Origin of the sequence: Pokkaliibacter sp. MBI-7 (assembly GCF_029846635.1) — a bacterium.
GTDB lineage: Bacteria > Pseudomonadota > Gammaproteobacteria > Pseudomonadales > Balneatricaceae > Pokkaliibacter.
Genome location: NZ_JARVTG010000001.1, coordinates 383,424 through 408,766, shown reverse-complemented (window position 1 = coordinate 408,766; position 25,343 = coordinate 383,424). Strand labels below are relative to the sequence as shown.

The following is a 25,343-nucleotide window of genomic DNA, read 5'->3' as shown; positions in this document are numbered from 1 at the left end:
TAATTACTGAAATTCTCGCAGATCGTATTCAGGCCAGCAATTTAGGTGCTGTGTCTAAGATCCATCAAGAGGTTGTGGCATGAACCAGAACTCCTATCAAGCACCAGATATGTCGTCGCAGGATTTTGCGGCATTCAAAGACTATCTGGAGAAGGCATGTGGGATCCTGCTCGGAGAGAATAAGCAATACCTGGTCAAAAGCCGCTTGAGTAAATTGATGGCAGAACATCGCTTTGCCAGCTTGGGTGAGTTGTTGAAGCGCTTACAGAGCAGTGCATTTTCAGGGTTGCGACAGGAAGTCATTAATGCAATGACCACCAATGAAACGTTGTGGTTCAGAGATATTCATCCTTACACCATTATTCAGGAAAGAATTCTGCCTGAGTTGGATGAGAAAGGCAGAGGACAGACGTTGAAAATATGGTCTGCTGCCTGTTCTACAGGGCAAGAGCCTTATTCTCTGAGCATGTTGGTTGATGAGACAAAGCAAAAGCGTCTCGGTAGCTTGCGCGGTGATGTTCGTATCACTGCGACAGATATTTCTACAGCGGTCTTGGAGCAGGCCAAAGCTGGAAAGTATGAGTCTCTTGCGCTTGGGCGGGGTTTGTCACCTGAGCGTTTGAAACGGTTCTTCAACCAGTGTACCGACGGCTCATGGGAAGTTAAGCGGGAGATCAAGCAGCGCGTTGATTTTAAAACACTCAACCTGAAAGACAGTTATTCGATGTTGGGTCGTTTTGATCTGGTGTTATGCCGAAACGTACTGATCTACTTCTCTCCAGAACTAAAACAGGACATTCTGCGCCGTATACATAAAACGTTACAGCCAGGTGGTTATCTCATGGTGGGCGCGTCTGAGGCTGTGACTGGCCTGAATGACATTTATGAAATGGTGCAGTGTAATCCGGGGATTATCTATCGAGCTAAGTAATCTGTTGCTCAAATAATCCGAAGAGTATTCCCTGAAATACGTCTTCCCTTTCCTTCAGAAAAGCAGCGCGCTGGTAGTTCAGTGGCTGCTTTTTTACATTTAACTTTCCTTCTTTTGGCACATAGTTTGCTGTTTTCAAATCAGTAATGATTGTTGAGAGGTGCAGGTTATGGCTATCGGTTTTGACCAGGCTCTGGGGATTCACGCTGACGCGCTGCTGTATCGCGCCAAGCGAGCCGAAGTATTGGCCAATAATCTCGCCAACGCTGACACTCCAAACTTTAAAGCCCGAGATCTGGATTTCTCGGCATTTCTGGATCGTGCTAACGAAGCGGCAAGTTCTGTCACACTGCGGCAAACCAATGCCATGCACTTTGCCGGTGAGGCAGGATCGATGATGGATGATCAGCTTCTTTATCGTGTGCCAGTGCAGCCTGCAGTCGATGGCAATACGGTTGATCCCGAGGTGGAAAAATCTAACTTTATGGAGAACGCCATGGATTACCAGGCAAGTTTCATGTTTCTGAATAAGAAATTTGTCGGCCTCAGTAATGCCATTAAGGGAGGTCAATAATCCATGTCGCTGAATAATATTTTCTCGATTGCAGGCTCAGGAATGAGCGCTCAGTCGGTTCGTCTGAATACAACTGCAAGTAACATTGCCAATGCTGACAGCGTCAGCAGTAGTGTTGATCAGACATATCGGGCGCGTGAACCCGTGTTTGCTGTTGCATTGAATCAGTCCCTTGAAAATCAGGGATTTGATTATGACAACATGCCGGCCAGTGAAGCGGGCGAGGGTGTAAAGGTGTTGGGTATTGTCGAAAGTGAGGCACCGTTACGTCAGGTCTACAACCCCAATAGTCCTATGGCCAACGAAGATGGCTATGTTTTTTATCCCAACGTCAATGTAGTGGAGGAAATGGCCAACATGATGTCCGCTTCCCGGTCATTTCAGGCCAATGTTGAAATAATGAACACCGCTAAAACAATGATGCAACGCGTATTGACGCTGGGTCAGAGCTAAGGTCGAGGAATAGATTATGAGTAGCAGTGGCGTTAGCGGCCTTGGCAATAGCTTGAGTACAACATCAAGCACCAGCACTAGTAGTAGCTCTGACACGTCGCTTGATTCGGATATGTTCATGCAGCTGATGATTGCTCAGCTGAAGAACCAGGACCCAACCAGTCCGACGGATACGTCAGAATACATGTCACAGCTTGCATCGCTGTCTACGGTGGAGCAGCTGACTAACCTTAATGACTCGGTATCGGAGCTGCAGACATCGCTGCAGTCTAATCTTGCGCTGCAGGCATCTTCGATGGTCGGTCGAACGGCCTACGTGGAGAGCGACTCTGCTGATCTGGATACTGCAGGCGGTACGGTGCAGGGTATGCTGGATTTGGATAGCTCGGCCTCCGATGTCTCGGTGGGCGTCTATAATTCTTCTGGGGTGCAGGTGGATACCATTGACCTTGGCAACCTGTCTTCCGGCGAAAATGCGTTTACCTGGTCACCTGATACGAGTATTGCAGGTGGGACTTACTACTTCGTAGCTCAGGGTACGGTTGGCTCGACAAGCACCAGCCTGACTACGTACATGGGGCAAAATGTTGATTCAGTCAGCATCAGTGATGGTTCCATGACACTTAACCTTGGCAATGGCGATACCGCCTCCATGTCTGATATCAAGCGGATCTCTTAAGGAGAATTCTATGTCTTTCTCGACTGCTATCACTGGTCTTAAGGCCGCCTCAACAGACCTGGATGTCCGCGGCAACAACATTGCAAACGCCAGCACTACTGGTTTCAAATCGTCCCGCGCTGAATTTGGTGATATTTACGCATCCAATATCGCCGGTGGTGGTTCAACCAACGTAACCGGGAACGGTGTTCGCGTAGAAGATATCCAGCAGAACTTTGCTTCAGGCACCATCGAGTCAACAGGCAATAACCTGGATCTGGCAATTGATGGAGAAGGTTTTTTCCGCCTTGAGGACAGCACGGGTAATGTGACTTATACCCGCTCCGGTGCTTTTGAGCTGGTCCCTGAATCAGGAACCTCCAACACCGCAAGTGTGAACAGTGTGCTGCGCTCTAACAGTGGTTCTGCTGTACAGGGGCGTATGTACAACGATGATGGCGTATTGGTGGGAAGTGAGCAGGACATTACGATCTCTGCTGCTGATAAAACCAGTGCTCCATCAGCTACGTCCAGCGTAGCGTTGAGTGTGCAAATCGACTCCAGCCTTGATCCGGATGATCTGCGCACTCCTTACGATCCTACGGATTCGTCAACGTATTCATACGGCACTACCCAGACGGTCTACGATAGCCTCGGTAATACGCAGACGCTGGCTTATCAGTTTGTTGAGGTGTCTGATCCCAACGATCCGAGCTCCACTGACGACACGACCTATTACACGGTCCATGTACTGCGCATAGAAGACGATGGTTCCTACACGGAGCTGCCTGTGGGCCTGCAGGATAGTGGGACCACCAATGCTACGACTTATGATCCAACTTCTAACAACCTGATTTACGCGTTTGATCGTTCTTCCGGTACGTTGACAGGAATTGGTGTTGGCTCTGTTACTGCTGGTACGACCGGCACTGCGCCTGTCTTCACTGATGCGACAGGTCAGGGCATACAGAGTGCAACGAGCTCAACCTCTCCGCTGGTTTATATTGGAAACGTTGACCCTACTGTTGCGGCAGTAACCACGTTCCCATCAACGGCTGATGTTAACGATCTGGTCTCATTTGACTCTTCTGGAACAACCCAGTACTCCAGTGATTCCTTGGTAAAAACGACCAGTCAGAATGGTTATGCTTCCGGCTCGCTGACAGGAGTCAGCTTTGAAGAGAATGGTGATCTGGTAGCCAGCTATTCAAATGGCCAGTCGAAAAAGATCGCCCAGATTCAGGTTTACACCTTTGATAACCCTCAAGGGCTGAAAGCGGCTGGTGATACTGAGTGGGTAGCAACCGCAGATTCTGGCGTGGCCGTAGGTAACCCACCGGGTGTGGGCTTGAACGGTAGCTTGGTTTCTGGCTCCTTGGAGTCATCCAACGTTGATTTGTCAGAGGAGTTGGTGGGCTTGATTATTGCCCAGCGTAACTATCAGGCGAACTCCAAAACACTGGAAACGCAGAACACCATCAACCAGACCATACTCAATATCTAAGTTCAGTCATTCTGAATCTTTTCTTACAGAAACCCCGGCTTGCCGGGGTTTCGTGTTTCTGGGCCTGCTCATCTGCAGTTACCGCTCGCATCGTTTGACACATCTTTCTTTTTTGTAGCCAACCAATAGCGCAATTTCGCGCCATTTTTCTCCTTACTCTTGGCTTGTTGTGGCTTGAATATTAGTATATTCAAATATTGATATAAGCATATTCCATTTTGTTTTTTAGAGGTGTCGACGATGAGAGGCCCTGTAGTTACTCCATTTTTTGATGAGTCTACTTTCACCTTTAGTTATCTGGTCAGGGATCCAGACTCCACCAGCTGTGCCATCATCGACTCTGTACTCGACTTTGACTACGCGGCAGGGCGAACCAGCGTTGCGTCGGTTAAAGCTATTCTGGACTTCGTCAAACTGCATGGATTGAGCGTCGAGTGGATTCTTGAAACCCATGTGCATGCAGATCATCTGTCGGCGGCACCCTACCTGAAGGAGCATACGGATGGGCGCATAGGGATTGGCAGCCACATTACTGTAGTTCAGGAAACCTTCGGTAAGGCGTTCAATGCAGGTTCCGAGTTCGCTCGTGATGGCAGCCAGTTTGATCATCTGTTCACTGATGGTGAGCTATTCAGGGTCGGGACGCTGGTAGCAACTGCGATGCATACGCCTGGCCATACACCTGCCTGCATGACCTACGTCATCGGTGATGCTGCGTTTGTCGGTGACACCCTGTTCATGCCTGACTATGGGACCGCACGCTGTGATTTCCCCGGAGGCGATGCAGCTACCCTGTTTCGCTCCATTAATAAAATATATGCCCTGCCTGCTGATACTCGCCTGTTCATGTGCCATGACTACAAAGCGCCTGGGCGTGAACACTATGCCTATGAGACGACCGTGCAGGAGCAGCGCGAGAATAATATCCACGTGCACCAGGGAACATCCGAAGCTGACTTTGTCTCAATGCGAACACAGCGTGATGCCACCCTGAGCATGCCTCGCCTGATTCTGCCTTCTGTGCAGGTCAATATGAGGGCAGGGCATATGCCCCCGGAGGAGAGTAACGGGCAGGTTTATCTGAAAGTGCCAATCAACCTGTTCTGATCGTCTTGAGTCTGTTCGCGAAAGAATAAACAGCAATTTCTCCGGGAGATACCTATGGATGTTCGTCAGTTAACACCCTTCATCAGCGTCAGTCCGCAAATCCATGTCGCTGATATTGGTCTTGCAGCCTCAATGGGATTTCGCACTGTTATTGCTAACCGGCCAGAGCAGGAAGGAGAGGATCAGCCTCTCAATACGGAGCTGGAAGAGGCTTGCCGGCTCAATGGACTGGCCTGGCATTATCTGCCTGTAGTGTCGGGTAACATCACGACTGCAGATGTGCAGGCTTTCACTCATCTGCTGGACACCGTGCAAGGGCCAGTACTGGCGTTTTGTCGTACGGGAACTCGCAGCACCACACTGTGGGCCTTGTCTGAGGCGCATCATTTGTCTGTTGAGGCCATTCTTAATGCTACTTTAGCGGCAGGCTACGATCTGTCTGCCCAGCGTGAAAGGTTAGGCCTCTCCGCCAGTCAGGTATCGATCCGTCCCGGCGTTACTGTCCGTCACGATGTATTGATTGTTGGGGGAGGTGCTGGCGGGCAGGCAGTAGCGGCAAGTCTGCTAAAGCGCCAGCCTGATCTGGATATTGCCATCATTGAGCCCAACACACTCCATTACTATCAGCCCGGCTGGACTCTGGTCGGCGGTGGTGTGTTTGAGCGTAAGGATACGGTGCGCAATATGGCCAGTGTGATGCCTGACCGAGTGAAATGGTACCAGACGGCTGCCAGCCTTTTTCAGCCAGAGCATCAGCTAGTACAGCTGGAAGATGGCACGGCGTTGGGATACAGGGCTTTGGTGGTCGCTGCGGGATTGTCGCTCAATTGGGAGGCTATCAAGGGGCTCAGGGCGACATTGGGGCAGAATGGTGTCACTTCCAACTATCAGTTTGATTTGGCGCCATACACCTGGGAGCTGGTACAGAGCACACGTCGTGGTAAGGCTTTATTCAGTCAGCCTCCCATGCCGATCAAATGTGCAGGTGCACCGCAGAAAGCTATGTATCTGTCCTGTGATCACTGGTTGCGGCAAGGCCGCCTGAAAGACATCGACGTCGAGTTCTGTACGGCCGGTGCTGCGTTATTCGGCGTTGCCGACTACGTGCCAGCGTTGATGAGGTATGTAGAGAAATACGGCATTCAGCTCAGTTTTCAGCATAACCTGATTGAGGTTGATGGCCCCGCGCGTCGGGCACTGTTCCGCATCACTGCGCCCACGGGGGAAGTGACTGAGGAGGAGAAGTCCTTCGATATGCTGCACGTATGTCCGCCTCAACAGGCGCCGGCGTTTTTACGTAGCAGCCCTTTGGCTGATGCGGCAGGGTGGGTGGATGTGGATACCCAGACACTGCAGCACAAACGCCATGGCGACATCTTTGCGCTGGGCGACTGTGCCAACTCCCCTAATGCCAAAACGGCAGCGGCTGTACGCAAGCAGGCGCCGGTCGTGGCGGAGAACGTGTTAATGGCATTGCAAGGCCAGGCGGCACGCGCCATTTATGACGGTTACGGTTCCTGTCCGTTGACGGTCGAGCGCGGCAAGATCGTGCTGGCTGAGTTTGGATACGGTGGCAAACTGTTGCCCTCTTTCCCTGCATGGCTACTGGAAGGACGTGAGCCCAGCCGTCTTTCATGGTTCCTCAAAGAAAAAATGCTGCCCTGGCTATATTGGGAAGCCATGTTGAAAGGGCGTGAGTGGCTGGCCGCTCCTCAATTGCTTGAGCACTCTCCTGCCAGCCACAGTTCGCAGCAGGCATGCGACTTTGGCGAGCGGAAGTAAAGGGTAGAGGAGAATCAGGATGCTAGCCCGCTATCTGCCTATACTTACGTGGCTGAAAACATACAACCGCCACACTCTCACCAGTGATGCCATTGCTGCTGTGATTGTCACCATCATGCTGATACCACAGTCCCTGGCCTACGCTTTACTGGCGGGTCTGCCTGCTCAGGTAGGGTTGTACGCCAGTATCCTTCCACTGGTGGCCTATGCCGTCTTTGGCACCAGCCGAACGCTGGCAGTGGGGCCGGTCGCCGTGGTCTCGCTTATGACCGCAGCGGCGGCCAGCAATATTGCTCAGCAAGGCTCGGCTGAATACCTGGCTGCGGCGATTATGCTGACGGCGATATCCGGTGCGATGCTGATTGTTATGGGCGTGTTGCGCTTGGGTTTGTTGGCGAACTTTCTCAGTCATCCTGTTATTTCCGGCTTTATTACGGCGTCTGGCCTCATCATTGCGGCCAGTCAGCTCAAGCACCTGCTGGGAGTTAAGGCTGATGGCGATACACTGGTTGATATCCTTGTGCAGTTGCTCCGGCAGCTGCAGTACATTCACTGGCCTACGGTGTTGATAGGTGTTTCTGCCACAGTATTCCTATTCTGGAGTCGTACCTTTCTAAAGCCATTGCTATTGCGTCGTGGTCTGAATGCTCGTCATGCAGACATTCTGACGAAAGCGAGTCCGGTGCTGGCAGTGGCGTTGACAACACTGGTGACCTGGGGGGCGGGGCTGGACAAGCTGGGGGTGAAGATCGTTGGTGAGATCGCGGTTGGTCTGCCCCGTCTGCAACTGCCTGCGTTCACGTCCTCCATGTGGGAGGAGCTGCTGGTATCGGCATTACTGATCAGTATTGTTGGCTTTGTCGAGTCAGTGTCCGTGGCGCAGACGCTGGCGGCCAAGCGTCGTCAGCGTATCTCGCCTGATCAGGAGCTGATCGGCCTCGGCGCATCAAATATTGCCTCTGCCGTGTCGGGTGGGTTCCCGGTAACCGGAGGGTTTTCCCGGTCTGTTGTTAACTACGATGCTGGTGCAGAAACCCCGGCGGCTGGTGCGTTCACCGCCATCGGCATTGCACTGGCTGCTTTACTGCTGACTCCGCTGATTTACTTCCTGCCAAAGGCTACCCTGGCGGCAACCATTATTGTGGCGGTGCTGAGCCTGGTAGATTTCAGAGCGCTGCAGCGTACCTGGACATACTCTAAAAGCGACTTCGCTGCCATGATGGCAACAATCCTCCTCACGCTGGTCGAGGGTGTGGAGGTCGGCATTATGGCTGGGGTTTCCTTGTCCATTCTGCTTTATCTCTACCGCACCAGTCGCCCGCACAGTGCGATTGTTGGCCGGGTTCCCGGCACCGAGCACTTTCGCAATGTCTGCCGTCATCAAGTGGAGACAGATCCTGCCATTGTCACGCTGCGCATTGATGAAAGCCTCTACTTCGCCAACGCACGCTATTTAGAGGATTTGATTTATGACCTGGTAGCAAGTCAGCCTAAGGTCAGGCATTTGGTGCTGATGTGTCCGGCGGTCAATTTGATTGATGCGTCGGCTCTGGAGAGTCTGGAGGCGATCAATCATCGTCTGCGAGACAGTGGGGTGAACTTTCACCTGTCAGAAGTGAAAGGGCCGGTCATGGACATGCTGAGGCGCAGTCACTTTCTGGAAGAACTCAGTGGTCAGGTGTTTCTCAGCCAGTTCGATGCCTGGAAGGCACTGCATTCTGCACCATCGGTCGCGCGGGTACTTCACTCTGTGAGCTAGATGATGTGTTCGGGCCAGACGGTGCAGTTATGAGCCCGATAAGTGATCAGGCGAATCGGCCATTTGTGCTGGAGTGCTGATTCGCTGTTTTATGCTGCCAAAGTCCATCGTTTTGACGTCTGTCTCGCTTAAGTCAGTACTATTTTGCGGCTCAATAGAGTCATCAATGAAAATAGCTGCAAGAAAGTATAGTTTTGCTCTGTCTTTGTACTGGTTAATCTTTGAGCGGGTCCACATAATTCCCTCAGTCATGCACAGACCGAGGGAAAATAATGCATAACAATATTCCCCTGACACCAGAGTTCGAGCTGAAAGACCCGGGTGTCGAAACAATACGCTATCTTGATCACGGGCATCCTAGCCCACTCATTCGCTGGCATGCTCATGATGACTTTGAACTTCATTTCATTGTGGCCACCAGTGGCAAGGTCTTTGTGGGTGACTATGTGGGTACGTTTGCTCCCGGGCAGCTGATTCTTACGGGCCCGCGTTTGCCTCATAACTGGATTTGCCGTAATGACGTTACTGCCGTGGCAGTGAGAGATCGTGCCCTGCAGTTTCCTGAAGAAACCTTTGCCAAAGTGGCAGACATTCTGCCCGAGTTAGGCCAGTTATCACCCCTGCTGGAGCGTGCACGCTCTGGTATCGAGTTCGTTGGGGTGGCCTTTCAGGATATTCAGCGGCACTTTGACAAGATTCGTGATAGCAGTGGTTTGCATCGGCTTCTGCACTTTCTGGATTTCATGCAGGAGCTGGCGCAATGGAATGACTACCGTTTGCTGTCCACCGTGCAGATGAACAACACCGCCAGTGAGAGTCAGCAGCAGCGTATTAATCAGGTGGTGGAATACATTAACCAGCATTGTGATCGCTCCATTTCGCTGTTGGAGGTGGCTGAGCTGGTTGGTATGAGTGAAAGTAACTTCTCGCGCTTTTTCCGCAAGGCAACGGGTAATCGCTTTATTGAGTTTCTCAACCGTGTCAGGATCAGTCGTGCCTGTATCATGCTCAGTGAAACCAATGAGCAGATCACTCAGATTTGCTATCAGGCAGGCTTCAATAACATCGCCAACTTCAATCGCCGCTTTCAGGAGCTGAAAGGAGTAACGCCGCGCGAATACCGTCAGCAGGCGCAGCTGCGTTTCACCAGCAAGGTAGCGTGATTCAGCTATCTGGCTCTGCCGCCCTTCACTGTCTTGCTGTCATGCCATCCGCTATATAGCAGATGGCATCAGCTCTTTTCACACCCGCGTGATTCGCAGCTGAAATCGCTAACTTCATGATTTTGTAAAGCCAGCCACTAAATCGGCACGCTGATTGCTATCTACCCCTTAGAGATAGTGAAGAGGTGTCCTTATGTCGATGGATAGAGCGCTGTACTTGGCCATGTCAGGTGCCAAACAGAACCTTTGGGCACAGGCCATACACTCTAACAACCTGGCTAACGTCACCACCACCGGCTTTAAGCGCGATTTTGAGCAAGCCCGGTCCATGCAGGTGTTCGGTGAGTCTTACCCAACAAGGGTATACAACATGACCGAAAACCCTGGCACAGACTTTACCGAAGGTACGCTGGATCACACTGGGCGTGATATGGACGTTGCGATCAGTGGCTCTGGTTTTATCGCTGTTCAGCGGGAAGATGGTACCGAGGCATATACCCGTGAGGGCAACCTGCATACCGATGCTCTTGGCGTACTGCGTAACGGCAAGGGGTTGCCGGTGCTCGGCAACGGCGGGCCTGTCGTGTTGCCACCTTCGAGCAAAGTGAATATCGGCTCAGATGGCACGATCTCTGTTGTAGCTCAGGGTGACGAACCTTCTGCCATTGCCGAAGTGGATCGTCTGCGGCTGGTCAATCCGGATATTCGTGACATGAAAAAAGGTGAAGACGGCCTTTTTACCATGGAGAACGGTACACCTGCTGCGCCTGATGCCAATGTCCAGGTCGCGTCGGGTTATCTGGAAACCAGTAACGTCAATGCTGTGGAGGAGTTCACCAACATTCTCTCTCTTTCCCGGCAGTACGAATTAAATATCAAAATGATGAAGACGGTTGACGACAATGCCAGCGCTGAGAATCAGCTGCTGCAATCGTCTTGATATCCTGTAGCGACATAAGGGGACTTTCATGCTAGCGGCTTTGTGGATCAGCAAGACAGGGTTAAATGCTCAGGATCTGTCACTGTCAACGATTTCCAATAACCTTGCCAACATCAGTACGACAGGTTTCAAGAAAGACCGCGCGAATTTTGAAGACCTGCTCTATCAGATCAAACGCCAGCCCGGTGGCTTGTCTACCGCTGACACGCGTTTGCCTTCGGGTCTGCAGATCGGTTCCGGTGTGCGTGTTGTGGGCACTGAGAAGATCTTTACTCAGGGCGACATGGATGTGACAGACAATACGCTGGACGTGGCGATTCAGGGTGATGGCTTCTTCCGTGTGCAGATGCCTGATGGCTCTATTGGCTACACCCGTGATGGCAGTTTTCAGCTCGACTCCGATGGCAATATCGTCACCTCTGATGGCTACCTTCTCGATCCTGAGATCAATGTTGCTAATGCGACGCAGATTACTATAGGTACTAATGGCGATGTGGAAGTGGTGTTGAATGGCGACACTGCCAATCCACAAGTGGCCGGGACGATTCAGATTTCGACCTTTGTGAACCCTGCTGGCCTGCAGGCTGTCGGCAATAACCTGTTCAAGGAAACGGCTGCCAGTGGTGCTCCCAATGATGGTGCGCCCGGTGATGATGGTTTCGGGACGACGTCACAGGGCATGCTGGAATCGTCCAACGTCAATGCTGCAGAAGAGCTGGTAAAACTGATTACCACTCAGCGCGCGTATGAAATGAACTCCAAGGTGGTCTCTACCGCCGATGAAATGCTGTCTTATGTGACGCAGCAGCTGTAAGCAGTAAATGAAGAGAAGTAGGTAGGTGCAAAAAATGAACGTACGAAAACTCACGCTACCGTTAGGGGTTGTTGTGCTGTCGGTGCTTGCAGGCTGCAATGCGCAGAATGTCAAACCGAATGATCCTGCCTATGCACCTGTGACCTCGCAGGAGATGAACCCTCCGCGAGAGAACAATGGCTCCATTTATCAGCCAGGGTATGAAATGGCGCTCTATGGTGATCGCCGTGCTCACCGAGTAGGGGACATCATTGTAATTAACCTTGAAGAGACAACGCAGTCGTCTAAATCCACTTCCTCCACCGAGTCGAAAGCCTCTTCTGAAACGATCAGCAATCCTACAATACTGGGGCATGCGTTTGGTGTGGGAGGGTTGAGTCTTCAGACTGGATTGAGTTCAAACGGCAGTTTCAGTGGCAGCGGTGATGCCAGTCAGCAGAACAATCTGGCAGGTACGATTGCTGTCACGGTATCTGAAGTGATGCCTAATGGGGTGATGCGGATCCGTGGGGAGAAATGGCTGACGCTGACAGAGGGAGATGAATACATTCGTATCACCGGTTTGATCCGACCAGAGGATGTGTCTCCGGATAACGAGATCAGCTCTACCAAGATTGCAGATGCGCGCATCGGTTATAGCGGTAATGGACAGGTGCAAAACGCGTCTATGATGGGATGGTTGAGTAAGTTCTTTATGAGCGCCTTGTGGCCCCTGTAACGGCACTTTTGAGAGGGTTTGGGCAATGATGAGATTGAAGGGTAAGGCGAGCCTGTTGAGTGCCGCTATGCTGATCATCGGGATGATAATTTCTGCTGTCAGTCAGGCTGAAGTAACGCAGCGGCTGAAAGATATCGCTGATGTTGCCGGGGTACGTACTAACCAGCTGGTTGGATACGGCCTGATCGTCGGTCTGGATGGCACAGGGGATAAATCCAGTGCTGCCTACACCAGTCAAACCTTCAAGAATATGCTGCAGCAGTTCGGTATTTCCTTAAGTAGTTCAACAACGCCCTCTTCTAAAAATATCGCCGCAGTTGCCGTATCGGCTGATTTACCTCCCTTTGCCAAGCCCGGCCAGACCATTGATGTCACGGTGTCATCACTCGGAGATGCGAAAAGCCTCCGAGGTGGTTCGTTACTTTTGACTCCTCTGCGTGGCGCTGACGGTCAGGTATACGCTATGGCGCAGGGGAACCTGGTCGTGAGTGGCTTCGGTGCTGAGGGGACTGATGGCTCCAAGATCACTGTGAATGTGTTGAATGTTGGCAGGGTTCCTGCAGGTGCTACGGTAGAAAAGATCGTGCCTAGTGGCTTCAATACGGGAGATTCACTGGTGTTTAACCTGAACCGGCCAGATTTCACGACTGCCAAACATGTCACCGAACAGATTAATAATCTGCTGGGCGCTGGTGTTGCAGAGGCTATGGATGCCACTTCTATCCGTGTCAGAGCGCCGCGTGACCCATCGCAACGAGTGTCCTACCTCTCTGTACTGGAGAATATGGAAATTGCTCAGGGTGATGAGCGTGCCAAGGTGATTATCAACTCCCGTACCGGCACTATCGTGATCGGCGAGAACGTGCGGGTATCTCCTGTTGCCATTACACATGGCGCTTTGACTGTTTCTATTACGCAGAGCCCGCAGGTGAGTCAGCCAAATCCGTTGTCAGGCGGCAGTACTGTGATTACTCCCCGAGTCGGTATTCAAGTGGATTCTGGCAGTGGCCATATGTTTGAATTTTCACCGGCAGGGGCGACGCTGAAGGATATTGTTAATGCTGTAAACAGCGTGGGTGCAGCCCCTGGCGACCTGATGGCTATTCTGGAGGCGTTAAAGCAGGCTGGCGCACTTCAGGCGGAACTGGTAGTGATCTGAGGTCATCATGATTGGGCAAACAACCTCACAGTCTCAAGTCTTCACCGATCTGAATCGACTGCAGTCGCTTCAGCACGAGGTGAAGTCTGATCAGTCTCCTGAGGCCATTAAAAAGGTGGCGCAGCAGTTTGAGTCGTTGTTTGTCAATCAGATGCTCAAGTCCATGCGAGAGGCGAATCAGTCCATTAACCCGGATGGCGTCTTTAACAGTTCTGAAATGAACTTCTATCAGGACATGCTCGATCAGCAGATGGGTATCAATATCAGTGAGTCAGGTGGTATTGGATTATCTGACTTCCTGACCCGTCAGTTAACACATGGCAGCAGCGGCACCAACAGTCACAGTGACAGTAAAAAAGACGTGACTCAGGTTGATAGCAGTATTCGGCATTTTCTGGCCTCTCATGGCAATGCTTCGTCATCGGGCGGCAATAGCAATCTGGATATGGATGCCCTTTACGCCAGCCTGATGGCAAAGCAGGGCGGCAATTCGGTTCAGGGGACTGGCAGTTTTTCATCTGCCTATTCTTCAGATGGCGGTGACATTGATTCTGCAGATGAATTTGTTCAAGCGCTCTATCCCGAAGCTAAGCAGGTAGCTGATTCCATGGGGGCGGATCCGAGGTACTTACTTGCTCAGGCTGCATTGGAGTCCGGCTGGGGGCAGCGAATGATTCTTAATGAGGATGGCAGTAACAGCCATAACCTGTTTGGTATCAAAGCGAACGGTAACTGGGACGGTAAGACCACTGCTACCTCTACTCTGGAGTACCGTAACGGTGTACCCGTAAGAGAGAACGCGTATTTCCGCTCCTACGACTCTTATGCAGATAGCTTCGCCGACTATCTGAGCTTCCTTAAACAAAATGGACGCTATCAACAGGCGCTGGCTAACAGTACGAACGGTGAAGCATACGTGCAGGAATTGCAGAAAGCGGGATATGCGACCGATCCTAACTACGCCTCCAAAATCAGCCAGATTGCCCGAAGTGATCGTATGAACAGTGCCCTGGGGGGGCTGAATCAGCTGTAATGTATAACCGTGCGCTATTGTGCTGACGCCATCTGCCGCTAAAGAAGTGATAAATACGGCCGCTAAACATGGCACGTATGGAGAGTTGCTATGTCAAGTTCATTGATCAATATCGGGATGCAGGGTGTTAGGGCCAGCCAGGCGGGCTTGGCTGTGACCAGCAACAACATCTCGAATATCAACTCCGAAGGTTACAGCCGGCAAACTGTCACTCAGTACTCCAGCGCGACTTACGGTGTAACGACATCATCTGTGAGCCGCATCGCCGATCAGTATGCAGTGAAAAATCTGCAGACGCAGACCTCCGTCTATCAGGAGTCGTCAGCTAAGTTGCAACTTTCACAGGTGCTGGATGAACTGATCTCGGGCTCGACAAATTCTATTTCTGATTCCATCTCCAGTTTCTTTGCCTCTGTCAATGATGCGATTTCCGACCCCTCCGATACGACCAGCAGAAGCCTGGTGCTTTCCAATGCGCAGGAGCTGTCGGGTGTCTTCAATCAGGTAAACGACACCTTGCTGAGTCAGCAGAGTGATATCAATGACACTATCACCAGCTCTGTAACGTCGATCAACAGCCTGACGACGTCACTGGCTGATTTGAACAGCCAGATCAGCTCTGCCTACAACCAGGGTCAGTCCGTGCCTGATCTTGAAGATCAGCGTGATGAGGTGATTCGTCAGTTGTCTGAGCAGGTGGGTGTATATACAGCTGATGCTGAGAACGGCATGGTTAACGTTTACCTGAATGGTGGCGACGCGCTGGTGGCGGGGGTTACGTCGACCAACCTTAACGTCGTTCAGGGCGAATACGACAAGAATCAGCTGGATATCTCAATCGGTAATTCCACCACCTCTATCTCCTCAAAAATTTCAGGAGGGTCGCTGGGCGGGGCCATTGAATATCGTGATGAAATTCTTAACCCGACCATTAATCAGGTTGGCCAGCTGGCCATGACGTTCTCAGAGAGCGTCAACTCTGTGCTGGAGCAGGGTGTGGACCTGAACGGTGATGCGGGACAGGCGTTGTTTGACCCGGCGTTAAGTGGCTCATATACGGTGAGTAATCGTGTCCTTGCCAGTTCCAACAATGATGGCTCGGCATCTGGGACGCTCACATTTCCAACCGGTTGGGATCCGTCCACGCTGACCTCCAGTGATTACGCAGTAAGGTATGACTCCGGAACGGGGGAATACACTATCACGCGCTCCAGTGATGGTAGTGAGGTGGCTTCGGGTGCGGGCCCTGATTTTACCGTTGATGGTTTTGATCTCTCATTTTCAGGGACGCCATCTGACGGGGATAGTTTTCTTATTCGCCCTACATACAGCTTTGCTGGCGAGCTTAGTACTACGGATATTACGTCGAAGGAGTTAGCGTTCGCGGCATCGGGCAGTACGACGGATGTTAGTGGAGACAATTCAAATGGGCAGTTGCTGGCTGATTTGCAAAATAGTTCCATTGTGGATGGGTCTTTAAGTTTTGAGGGTGCGTATTCTCAGATCATTGGTGATGTTGGCGGATACGCCAGTAAGGCTTCAATGGCTGAGGAGAGTAATGCAACGCTGCTTTCCAGTGCTCAGGATATTCGTGACTCCGTTTCGGCTGTTAGTGAAGATGAAGAGGCAGCTAACCTGATCAAATTTCAGCAGGCCTATCAGGCAGCAGCGCAGGTTATTTCTGCTGCGCAGCAAACGTTCAGTACCTTGCTAAGTGCGATTAGTTGAGGGGGACAATGATGCGTATTTCTTCTCAGCAAATTTATCGTCAGGGGCTCACATCTCTGCAGAAAAATCAGGAAACGGTGTCACGCGCTAATCTGGAATTAAGTTCTGGTTATAGTGTTATTACGGCGGGCGATGACCCGGCAGCAGCAACACAAGCAAGTCGTATTTCATCAAAGTTGGCTCAGTCTGGTCAGTATCAGCGCAATAATACTTCTCTCAACAACTCTTTGAGCTATGAGGAAAGTGTCCTGGGTAGTGTTGAAACCTCTATGCTGAGGGTGCAAAGCCTGGTGACTGAGGCGGGTAACGGTGCGCTGTCTGACAGTGATCGAGAGGCTATTGCCAAAGAGTTAGAAGATCGCATGACGGAATTGCAAGATCTGATGAACTCAAAGGACTCATCGGGGAATTATATATTCTCCGGCCACGCGACTAAGACAGAGCCTTTCACTGCGGACGCAACATCAACGACAGGATATACGACATATTCCTATCAGGGGGATTCTGGGAAAACCAATATAGATATTTCCAGTTATGTTTCTCTGGCTAAAAACGATCCTGGTGACAGTGTATTCACTTTTGATGAAGTTGATGCTGATGGTAATTCGACAGGAAATAGTACCAATATATTGAATGTAGTAAGCGAGACTATTGATGCGCTGCGTAATAGCTCTGGTGATAGTGTTGATTTGTCAAAGTATCTAAACAATATTGATACTGCTTATAACACCGTATTGGGAACCGTTTCTGGCATCGGTGCAAGACAGAATGTGGCGGACAACGTTCAGGCTACCCTCGAGGCAAACGATGTTTCAGATACATCACAACGTGCCAGTCTTGTAGAGGCAGACTACTATGAAGCTGTGACTAACCTCACGCAGAGCACCAGTGCTCTGCAGATTGCTCAGGCTTCCTATGTCAAGATCCAGGGAATGAGTCTCTTCGACTACCTCTAATGACCCCGCCTCTCGCCATCACCTGAAGGGCCGCTTATGCGGCCCTTCACTTTTCTAATAAAAAATTAAAAAAAATCCTAAAGGAAATAATGGGTGGGTCGATATAAATACTATCAAAGATGTAATATCGCATCTTAAAATTAGAAAGTTTAGGAGAGATTAAAATGGCCTTATATGTCAATACCAACGTATCTTCACTGAATGCTCAACGTCAATTAAATAACTCCACTAACGCCTTGGCAACGTCATATGAGCGTTTGTCTTCAGGCTATCGAATCAATAGTGCAAAAGATGATGCTGCAGGCTTGCAGATCAGTGATCGTATGACTTCTCAGATCAATGGTCTTAATCAGGCGATTCGTAATGCTAACGATGGTATCTCCGTCGCGCAGACCGCTGAAGGTGCACTGGATGAAGCTACTACTGCACTGCAGCGTATCCGTACTCTGGCTGTTCAGTCCCAAAACGGTATTAACTCCAGTTCAGACCGTGCAGCTCTGCAAAAAGAAGTAACTGCATTGCTGACTGAAGTTAGCCGTATAGCTGTTACCACTCAGTTTGGTGGTACTAACATTTTGACCGGTGGGTATTCTGCCAAGTTCCTGGTGGGCGCTAATGCTGGCCAGACCATTAGCGTTAACATCTCAACTCCAGATGGCTTGAACGGTTTCAGTGCTACAGGCCTGGGTATTAGTGGAGTGGATGTATCAACTGCAGATGGTGCTTCAACAGCGCTGGCTACGATCGATGCTGCCATCTCTGCAATTGGTGGTCAGCGTGCGGATCTTGGTGCGATCCAGAACCGCTTTGACTCTACCATTCGTAACCTGACCAATATTGTAGAAAACGTAAGCGATGCGCGTTCACAGATCAAAGATACTGACTTTGCATCAGAAACAGCATCCCTAACTCAGAACCAGATTGTACAACAGGCAAGTAGCTCCATCCTGAGTCAGGCCAACTCGATTCCGCAGATTGCGCTGTCGCTGCTTGGAGGCTAAGAGGGGATACAAAAGAATACCCATCAATGAACTTCAGGAGGCTTTTGTGAGAGTTTCTGAGTTCATTGATGGGTTAAGTAGGTCGCTCAATCTCTCCTAAAGTTGAGCTTCATTGGCCAGAGCATTGCTCTGGCCTTTTTCGTTTTATAGTCCAGCACAAAGTATGCCATAAGCGAACGCTTTCGTGCTGGGACTTCTGTGCTGTGTGAAGTCGGTCGCGGTAATTTTAAGAGTGCCTTTGTTGCCTAATGTTAAGTTACGTTCTGTAGTTGTTGAGGATAAGAGTTGCCTGCTATGAGGAAATTTTTTGCCATTAGCGGCAAAAAAAGTCTCAAGTCCTACAAAGGCTGGTCGATAACCCGAGTAAGGTGAGAGTTTATGTGGCGACGTTTCTTTGAAAGTCGTGCAGAAAACGACCAGTTTGGTCACCGAGTAGCCGTGTGAGAGTGGCTGCGTTTCTTCAGGAGGCTTAATTATGTCCTTATACGTCAACACTAACGTGTCGTCGTTGAATGCTCAGCGGCAGCTGAACAATTCAACAAATGCGTTGGCAACTTCCTACGAGCGCCTGTCCTCAGGTTATCGTATTAACAGTGCGAAAGATGACGCTGCCGGTCTGCAGATCAGTGACCGTATGACTTCGCAGATTAATGGTCTGAACCAGGCTATCCGTAACGCTAACGATGGTATCTCGGTCGCACAGACGGCTGAAGGTGCTCTGGATGAAACTACTACTGCCCTGCAGCGTATTCGTACACTTGCTGTGCAGTCTCAGAACGGTATTAACTCAAGTTCCGACCGTGCTGCACTTCAAAAAGAAGTGACTGCACTTGTGACTGAGATTAGCCGAATCGCAACAACTACCCAGTTTGGTGGTACTAACATCCTGACCGGTGGTTATTCTGCCAAGTTTCTGGTGGGTGCCAACGCTGGCCAGACTATCAGCGTGAATATTTCTGCGCCGGATGGTTTGTCTGGTTTTAGTGCTACCGGTTTGAGTCTGACCAGTGTTGATATATCTACAGCAACTGGCGCATCTACGGCTTTGGCAACTATTGATAATGCAATATCTGCTATCGGTGGTGCTCGTGCTGATTTGGGTGCTATTCAGAACCGTTTTGACTCAACCATTCGTAACCTCAGTAATATCGTTGAGAACGTAAGTGATGCGAAGTCACAGATCAAAGACACTGACTTTGCATCTGAAACTGCCTCTCTGACTCAGAATCAGATCGTTCAGCAAGCGAGTACGTCAATTCTTAGCCAAGCCAACTCACTGCCGCAAATCGCGCTGTCTTTGCTGGGGTAAGCTAACCGATAATAGGGCTGGCAGGTTAAATGCTGGCCCTATTACAGGAGACTGGTATGGAAATTGATACTTCTAAGGCCAATGCTATAAGTTACCCCTCGTCAATTTCTGTCCAAGGCAGTGATTTCAAGGGAGGGGTTGTAGCAGATACAGCAGGCTCCAGCGTCGATAAGTCTGCCGATTCAGGAGCTGCCCAGCAGGCTGAGCCTGCGTCAATGAGTGATTTGTCGAAATCCGTTGACGATATAAACTCTATCATTCAGGGGCAGAATCGTTCTTTGTCGTTCAGCGTGGATGAGGCTAATGGCAAGCAGCCTGTGATTAGTGTTATCGACACTGATACTGGAAATGTTATCCGACAGATACCATCAGAAGAAGTAAGGAAGTTGGCGACTAGAATTCAGGAGCTTCAGCACGATTTAGGTCAAGCTACCGGAGTAATGGTCGATAACAAGGTTTAGTAAATATGCGTTATGTACGGGGGGGCTAGAAAATGGCGGTGTCTTCTACACTAGGGGTAGCATCCGGACTGGATTTGTCGTCCATTGTTACCCAGCTAGTCTCTGCTCAGTACGACTCCAAGATCAGTGCTAACAAATCGAGCCAGGATGATGTCCAGGTAAAACTGTCTGCGGTTAGCAAACTGTCTTCTGCACTCAAGACTTTCTCTGACTCCTTGGATACGTTGGCAGATGCTTCGAAGATGGCTGCCAAGAATCCAACCATTACCAACACTGACGATATTGAAGCTTTCACCGCGGACACCACTAACTCAGCATCGGTGGGTAGCTACGATATTGAAGTGCTGCAGCTGGCAAAGGGTTCTACTGCCACTACGGCTGATGGGACGTTCTCCAGCAGCAGCTCCGTTGTGTCATCAACGGCTGGCACATTAACGTTCTCTGCCGGTAGTAATACATTTAGCATCAATGTCAAAGCGGGTATGACGGTCGATCAGCTGCGCACTGCCGTCAATAATGCCACTGACAACTTTGGTATCACGGCTAACATCGTTAATACTGGTGACTCTTCTGTTGGGTCTCAATTAGTGTTTTCTTCCAGCATTACCGGTGATACGAGTAATAACCTGGTCATAACCAATAACAATTCTAGCCTTGATAGTGTGTCTACTGTTGCTACCGGATCAGGTACAACGATGTCAGTGACTGATGCACAAAAGTCACATATTACTATTGATGGTACTGATGTTTATGGTGACTCCAATGAGCTTGAAGGGGTTATTTCAAACGTCACGTTAAACCTGTTGGCAAAAACAAAAACTGACTCTCCATCAACACTAAAGATTGGTACAGATGAAGAGGATGTGCAGGGATACATCGAAGATTTCGTTAAAAACTATAATACCATGATGGATGTTCTCGACGAGTTGGGAAAGTCCGGTACTTATACTTCTTCTGGTACTCAGCTGACAGATGGGGGGGATCTCTCCGGTGATTCTCTGATTCGTGGTCTTAAAAGCCAGCTTTCAAAAATAGTTGCCGGTGCAGTCTCCGGCGCAAATACAAACCTCAATACCCTTTACTCTGTAGGTATTTCGATGGATTCAGATGGGAATCTTGAGATTACTGACTCTAATACCTATGGGGGTTCCAGTGGTGAAGACAGGCTGGACAGTGCTCTGTCTGATCAGTTTGATAATATTGCTTCACTGTTTTCTGGTGATAATGGTATTGCGGGTCAGATGCAAGCATTGTTGAAGCAGTATACGCAGAGTGGAAATGGTTTATTGGCGGAGCGCACAACTTCATACAATGATCAGTTAGATCAACTGATTGATCAGTCAAACACTATTGCTGAAAAACAAACTAGCTATGAAGAAATGCTGACCAAGAAATACACTGCCCTTGATACAGCGCTTGCACAAATGCAACAGTCTTCCTCTTACATTACCACTCTTTTAAGTAGCCTGTGACACCGGGAGTTATCATGTATCAGAATGCTATCCAAGCGTATAAAAAGGTTGGTGTCACTAACGTGGTTGCTGATGCTGACCCTCACCGCGTTATCCAAATGCTTTATCAAGGCCTGTTGGAGAATATGGCCTACGCCAAAGGCTGTATTGAAAGAAAAGATATGGCTGGGAAGGGGAAGCACCTTTCTAAATCTATGTCCATTATTTTTGCACTTCAGTCAGCGCTGGATATGGAAGTTGGTGAAATTTCATTAAATCTCTACAATCTTTACGATTATATGCACCGGCAACTAACAGATGTGCTGGTGCGTAATGATGCGAAGAAAATCGATGAGGTTGTCTCACTGCTAGTACCGATAAAAATGGCCTGGGACAAAATTCCTGACGAAGAGAAACAGCGTGGTTATAAGATGCGTGAAGAAAAAGGGCAGTTCCGCTCCTCAGCATCTGGCCATGTTTGAAATGTCAGGAACCTCTGAGGAGTTTCAGGCGAGACTGTCTCTACTGGACGACGCCATACTTACTTTGCTCCGAAAGCTTGATGAGTCCGATGATGATGGTGTTTTTTTGCTTTTATCAGAGAGAGACACCTACATCAGATCAATGCCGCTTGATTTACAGTTAAATAAAGTGTTCCTTCTGGCCGAGTCCGAGAAAGAGCAGCAATTTATCGAACTATTGCGAACTAGTAAGAGTGATGTTGAAGGGAAATTGGGTGTGCTAAAAAGAGGGAAGAAAGCTATCAAAGCGTACCGTTCACGCTGATTTGAACGTTGAAAGAGCTACCCTCTCTGCTGCTCTCAGCAGCTTACCTGCCTGCGATGTACTCCCTCCGGTAATACTATATACATTGCATGGTGCTCTTCTTGCCATTAACGTGGCCTTACAACGTGTTTACTCTAGCTAAGGTTGTCGCATGCTAAGGAATATAAGCCAGCAAATTCATGAAGATGGTGAGGCTCAAGAAGCCATCGAGGCTTTACTTGCTCAGACTTTTGCGGATAGAAAACAGCGTAATCTAGCGGCTTTAGCTCAATACTACCCTCAGCTATTAGATCATGTGCATGTAGGATTTTCAGAAGACTGCTTGTCGGTTTTCTGTACTAAGGCTTCACAACCCAACCTGGTAGACTTTGCGTCGGGCCGATGCTGGTACGGCGTTGATGGTGAAACTGAAATCGCTCGTGAGGTTGAAGCTTATTTAAGCAATGCGTTCAAAATCAATCTGCATGACGATGAGGTAATAGCTCCGCCAGAAGCGCTGAGTCACTATGGCGGTACAACTTTTGTGGATGTACGGTCCTGGTGCGAGCAGCGAGTCAGTCCAGACCCTTTGCCACATACTGTGCCGCTGTTGATTTGCTTTGGCCTAGGGTTAGGTACTTATCTGGACTTGTTTGATAGAGCTCGCTCAGTAGAGGCTTATCTTGTCTATGAGCCTTCTGTTGATGTATTTAACACCTCTCTTCAGACTTATGACTGGGCAGGTTTTTTTGAGAGAGCGATAGGACAGGGAAAAAAGGTATATCTTCAAGTCGGAAATAATGCCGGGTCACTGGATGACGATTTAAAGTATATAAAATCAGCTCATGGTATCGAAGAAGCCTTCGTCTATAGACATAGTTGCCATCCTGAGATGGATGCATGCTATCAATATTTGATTTCTCGTCATTATCGTTGGAGCGACCTCATAGAAGGTAAGGTGGGTTTATACCCATTCCACCATCCTTTGGATGATGTTCCACCTCGCAGTGAAGATATATATCATTTATGTCGTCCAACTGTGAATGCTGAAGAACAGGAGAAGTGGCGTGAAGCAAAAATGCGCTTCTTCAACAACATCCAGGCATTCATGCAGTACTATCCAAATATTGCTGAAGCATTTTATAGTTACACTCCGATAGCGTGGCATCTTTTTCTTGGTAAAGACGGATGCTGGAATATGTATAACTCCAGTCGGGGTGTTGCATTATATGGTTTCAATGCCAGTGAAGTGGTAGATCATGAAGTAGAATGGTTCAGGAAATTTCCGAATAAAGAAGATGCGTTGCTTGATAATACTGGAGGCAAGCTTTGGTGGTATAGGCATTTCTTCTATGTGAATCAGTTCAGAAGAATGTGCAGGTCCGATGAGCGCAGACTCTCTTCAATGCCGGATTATGTGCCTGGCCTGATATTACTTGGAATGGGGTTGGGTTATCAGCTTCAGTCCCTGAGTCAGCTGCACTCTTTACAAAATATCTATATTTGTGAGCCTAATCACGACTTCTTTTATGCATCGCTGTATGTTGTTGATTGGGATTCGATACTATTTTCAACCGACAAAAATGGTGGACGTTGCTATCTTAATTTAGGTGATGATGGTTCACATTTATCTTCCGATCTGGTTGGTCAGTTTTCTAGAATTGGTGTTTATAACGTTGTAAATGCCTACATTTATCAATCTTACTACCACCCTGTGTTGCAGAAGGCCGCCTTTGATCTGCGCAATGAGCTTAGGGTCTTGGTATCAATGGGTGAATATTTCGAACATGCGGCTTATGGCCTTAGCCATATGCAGCAAGTTTTCGCTCAAGGGCGCACATATCTTGCTAGAAGAGATATTTCTTCTCAATGTCCCGATAATCTGAATGTCCCAGTGATCGTTGTGGGCAATGGTCCATCATTAGATGAAAACATATCCTTTTTGAAATCGAATCGTGAGCGGTTCATTGTGGTTTCCTGTGGGACCTCATTAAAACCATTGTATAAAAGTGGTATTAAGCCTGATTTTCATGCGGAAGTTGAACAGACCTATTGCACTTATAAATGGATAAGCTCCATCAAGGATGATGATTATCTCTCTGATATTGTGTTGCTCACAATTAATGGTATCCATCCTGAGACTGCCAAATTGTTTGGTTCTGTCGCTATGGCTCTCAAAGTAGGTGAGGGCTCAACACATGCCTATGCAAAAAGTGTTTGTCCTGAGTCTGAGTTCCTGTCAGTCGAATATTCTTTCCCCACAGTATCGAACTGTGCATTAGCTCTACTGTCACATTTCGGATTCAAAGAAGTTTATTTAATGGGAGTGGATCTGGGCTATATCACTCCTGGCGAACATCACTCCAAACTTTCCGATTACTATGTGGAGACTTCTGAAGGGAGTCGGCTGGAGGTTTACGACTTCGCGAAGGCTCATGGGATGATTGCGGTACCCGGAAACTTTCGCGACTATGTTTATTCCAAACATGAGTTTCGTATTTCAGCCCAGATTATTGAGCGCCTGTTGTCTTATTCGCCACATTTACAATGTTTTAATTGCAGTGACGGTGCGAGAATCAATGGTGCAATACCGATGAAGACAGGTGATATTGCCGTTCCGGAAGAGTTTGACCGACAGCAGTGGATGTCAGATTTTTTGCAGAGAGGGTTTCATCAGCCGGAGCGGTCTTTGGGGCTGTTTACGGGGCTGAATGAATATTATGACAGCATGATGTTTCACGCAGATGTAAGAGCTTTTCTGAGCTGGCTCAAGCAGCAAGATATCACCTCCAGGAAAGAGCTGGAGTTATTTTCGGTTAAGCAAAGAGAAATTTTTAGCCAGTCCCTGATTAGAAATCGCTCATTATTTTTCTATTTTTACTGGGGTAGCATGAGTTATATAACTGCTTTGATAATGAAGCTGGGCTATCTTGTAGATGATGAAGCGCTATGTATGGAGAAAGTAAACCAGGGTATTGGTTTGTGGATCGCATATGTTGAAGATACTTATCAAAGATATGTGATTTACCCTGAGAAAGTAGAATCTACCAATGTTGTGAATCCCAATTGGTAAGGAG

23 protein-coding genes are annotated in these 25,343 nt (G+C 49.1%); all 23 read left to right on the top strand.

The window, feature by feature from the left end:
• Window positions 1–79 precede the first annotated feature (79 nt).
• Entirely contained in the window at window positions 80–931 is an 852-nt protein-coding gene (locus QCD60_RS02000; protein WP_279781915.1) for a protein-glutamate O-methyltransferase CheR, read from the top strand.
• Between the two features lie 169 nt (window positions 932–1,100).
• The gene (flgB, locus tag QCD60_RS01995) at window positions 1,101–1,505 is read left to right on the top strand and encodes a flagellar basal body rod protein FlgB (protein WP_110186300.1); all 405 of its coding nucleotides are present in this window, start codon (window positions 1,101–1,103) and stop codon (window positions 1,503–1,505) included.
• 3 nt (window positions 1,506–1,508) lie between these two features.
• Entirely contained in the window at window positions 1,509–1,958 is a 450-nt protein-coding gene (flgC, locus tag QCD60_RS01990) for a flagellar basal body rod protein FlgC (RefSeq protein WP_104152521.1), read from the top strand.
• Window positions 1,959–1,974: 16 nt separating this feature from the next.
• Window positions 1,975–2,637, top strand: a complete 663-nt coding sequence (locus tag QCD60_RS01985) for a flagellar hook capping FlgD N-terminal domain-containing protein (RefSeq protein WP_279781911.1) — start codon at window positions 1,975–1,977, stop codon at window positions 2,635–2,637.
• 10 nt (window positions 2,638–2,647) lie between these two features.
• On the top strand, window positions 2,648–4,120 hold the full coding sequence (locus tag QCD60_RS01980) for a flagellar hook protein FlgE (protein ID WP_279781909.1): 1,473 nt from the start codon (window positions 2,648–2,650) through the stop codon (window positions 4,118–4,120).
• 240 nt (window positions 4,121–4,360) lie between these two features.
• Window positions 4,361–5,227 carry an MBL fold metallo-hydrolase gene (locus QCD60_RS01975; protein ID WP_279781908.1) on the top strand — a complete coding sequence of 289 codons (867 nt, stop codon included), beginning with the start codon at window positions 4,361–4,363 and terminating at the stop codon, window positions 5,225–5,227.
• A gap of 54 nt (window positions 5,228–5,281) precedes the next feature.
• A complete protein-coding gene (locus tag QCD60_RS01970) occupies window positions 5,282–7,009 on the top strand; it encodes a TIGR01244 family sulfur transferase (RefSeq protein ID WP_279781905.1) in 1,728 nt (575 codons plus the stop codon).
• Between the two features lie 19 nt (window positions 7,010–7,028).
• Window positions 7,029–8,768: a sulfate permease gene (sulP, locus tag QCD60_RS01965; protein WP_279781903.1), complete on the top strand. Its 1,740-nt coding sequence runs from the start codon at window positions 7,029–7,031 to the stop codon at window positions 8,766–8,768.
• 272 nt (window positions 8,769–9,040) lie between these two features.
• A complete protein-coding gene (locus QCD60_RS01960) occupies window positions 9,041–9,931 on the top strand; it encodes an AraC family transcriptional regulator (protein WP_279781900.1) in 891 nt (296 codons plus the stop codon).
• A 193-nt stretch (window positions 9,932–10,124) separates the two neighbouring features.
• Window positions 10,125–10,871 (top strand): flagellar basal-body rod protein FlgF, encoded by a 747-nt coding sequence (gene flgF / locus QCD60_RS01955; protein ID WP_347949905.1) that lies wholly within the window; start codon window positions 10,125–10,127, stop codon window positions 10,869–10,871.
• Between the two features lie 28 nt (window positions 10,872–10,899).
• Window positions 10,900–11,685, top strand: a complete 786-nt coding sequence (gene flgG, locus QCD60_RS01950) for a flagellar basal-body rod protein FlgG (protein ID WP_279781898.1) — start codon at window positions 10,900–10,902, stop codon at window positions 11,683–11,685.
• Window positions 11,686–11,719: 34 nt separating this feature from the next.
• The gene (gene flgH, locus QCD60_RS01945) at window positions 11,720–12,403 is read left to right on the top strand and encodes a flagellar basal body L-ring protein FlgH (protein ID WP_279781896.1); all 684 of its coding nucleotides are present in this window, start codon (window positions 11,720–11,722) and stop codon (window positions 12,401–12,403) included.
• Window positions 12,404–12,470: 67 nt separating this feature from the next.
• Window positions 12,471–13,562: a flagellar basal body P-ring protein FlgI gene (locus tag QCD60_RS01940; RefSeq protein ID WP_279787865.1), complete on the top strand. Its 1,092-nt coding sequence runs from the start codon at window positions 12,471–12,473 to the stop codon at window positions 13,560–13,562.
• Window positions 13,563–13,569: 7 nt separating this feature from the next.
• Window positions 13,570–14,595 carry a flagellar assembly peptidoglycan hydrolase FlgJ gene (flgJ, locus tag QCD60_RS01935; protein WP_279781894.1) on the top strand — a complete coding sequence of 342 codons (1,026 nt, stop codon included), beginning with the start codon at window positions 13,570–13,572 and terminating at the stop codon, window positions 14,593–14,595.
• Window positions 14,596–14,685: 90 nt separating this feature from the next.
• Window positions 14,686–16,323, top strand: a complete 1,638-nt coding sequence (gene flgK / locus QCD60_RS01930; protein WP_279781892.1) for a flagellar hook-associated protein FlgK — start codon at window positions 14,686–14,688, stop codon at window positions 16,321–16,323.
• An 8-nt stretch (window positions 16,324–16,331) separates the two neighbouring features.
• The gene (gene flgL / locus QCD60_RS01925; RefSeq protein ID WP_279781890.1) at window positions 16,332–17,279 is read left to right on the top strand and encodes a flagellar hook-associated protein FlgL; all 948 of its coding nucleotides are present in this window, start codon (window positions 16,332–16,334) and stop codon (window positions 17,277–17,279) included.
• A gap of 164 nt (window positions 17,280–17,443) precedes the next feature.
• Complete coding sequence (locus QCD60_RS01920) at window positions 17,444–18,280, top strand: flagellin (protein WP_279781888.1); 837 nt, start codon at window positions 17,444–17,446, stop codon at window positions 18,278–18,280.
• Between the two features lie 475 nt (window positions 18,281–18,755).
• Entirely contained in the window at window positions 18,756–19,589 is an 834-nt protein-coding gene (locus QCD60_RS01915; protein WP_110186287.1) for a flagellin, read from the top strand.
• A gap of 56 nt (window positions 19,590–19,645) precedes the next feature.
• On the top strand, window positions 19,646–20,050 hold the full coding sequence (locus QCD60_RS01910; RefSeq protein ID WP_279781885.1) for a flagellar protein FlaG: 405 nt from the start codon (window positions 19,646–19,648) through the stop codon (window positions 20,048–20,050).
• Between the two features lie 32 nt (window positions 20,051–20,082).
• Window positions 20,083–21,522, top strand: a complete 1,440-nt coding sequence (gene fliD, locus QCD60_RS01905; RefSeq protein ID WP_279781883.1) for a flagellar filament capping protein FliD — start codon at window positions 20,083–20,085, stop codon at window positions 21,520–21,522.
• A gap of 14 nt (window positions 21,523–21,536) precedes the next feature.
• Entirely contained in the window at window positions 21,537–21,983 is a 447-nt protein-coding gene (gene fliS, locus QCD60_RS01900; RefSeq protein WP_279781880.1) for a flagellar export chaperone FliS, read from the top strand.
• Window positions 21,976–22,287 carry a hypothetical protein gene (locus QCD60_RS01895; protein ID WP_279781878.1) on the top strand — a complete coding sequence of 104 codons (312 nt, stop codon included), beginning with the start codon at window positions 21,976–21,978 and terminating at the stop codon, window positions 22,285–22,287. The genes fliS and QCD60_RS01895 overlap by 8 nt, the downstream gene beginning before the upstream one ends.
• A gap of 151 nt (window positions 22,288–22,438) precedes the next feature.
• Window positions 22,439–25,339, top strand: coding sequence for a 6-hydroxymethylpterin diphosphokinase MptE-like protein (locus QCD60_RS01890; protein ID WP_279781876.1), 2,901 nt, complete (start codon window positions 22,439–22,441; stop codon window positions 25,337–25,339).
• The last annotated feature ends 4 nt before the right edge of the window (window positions 25,340–25,343 follow it).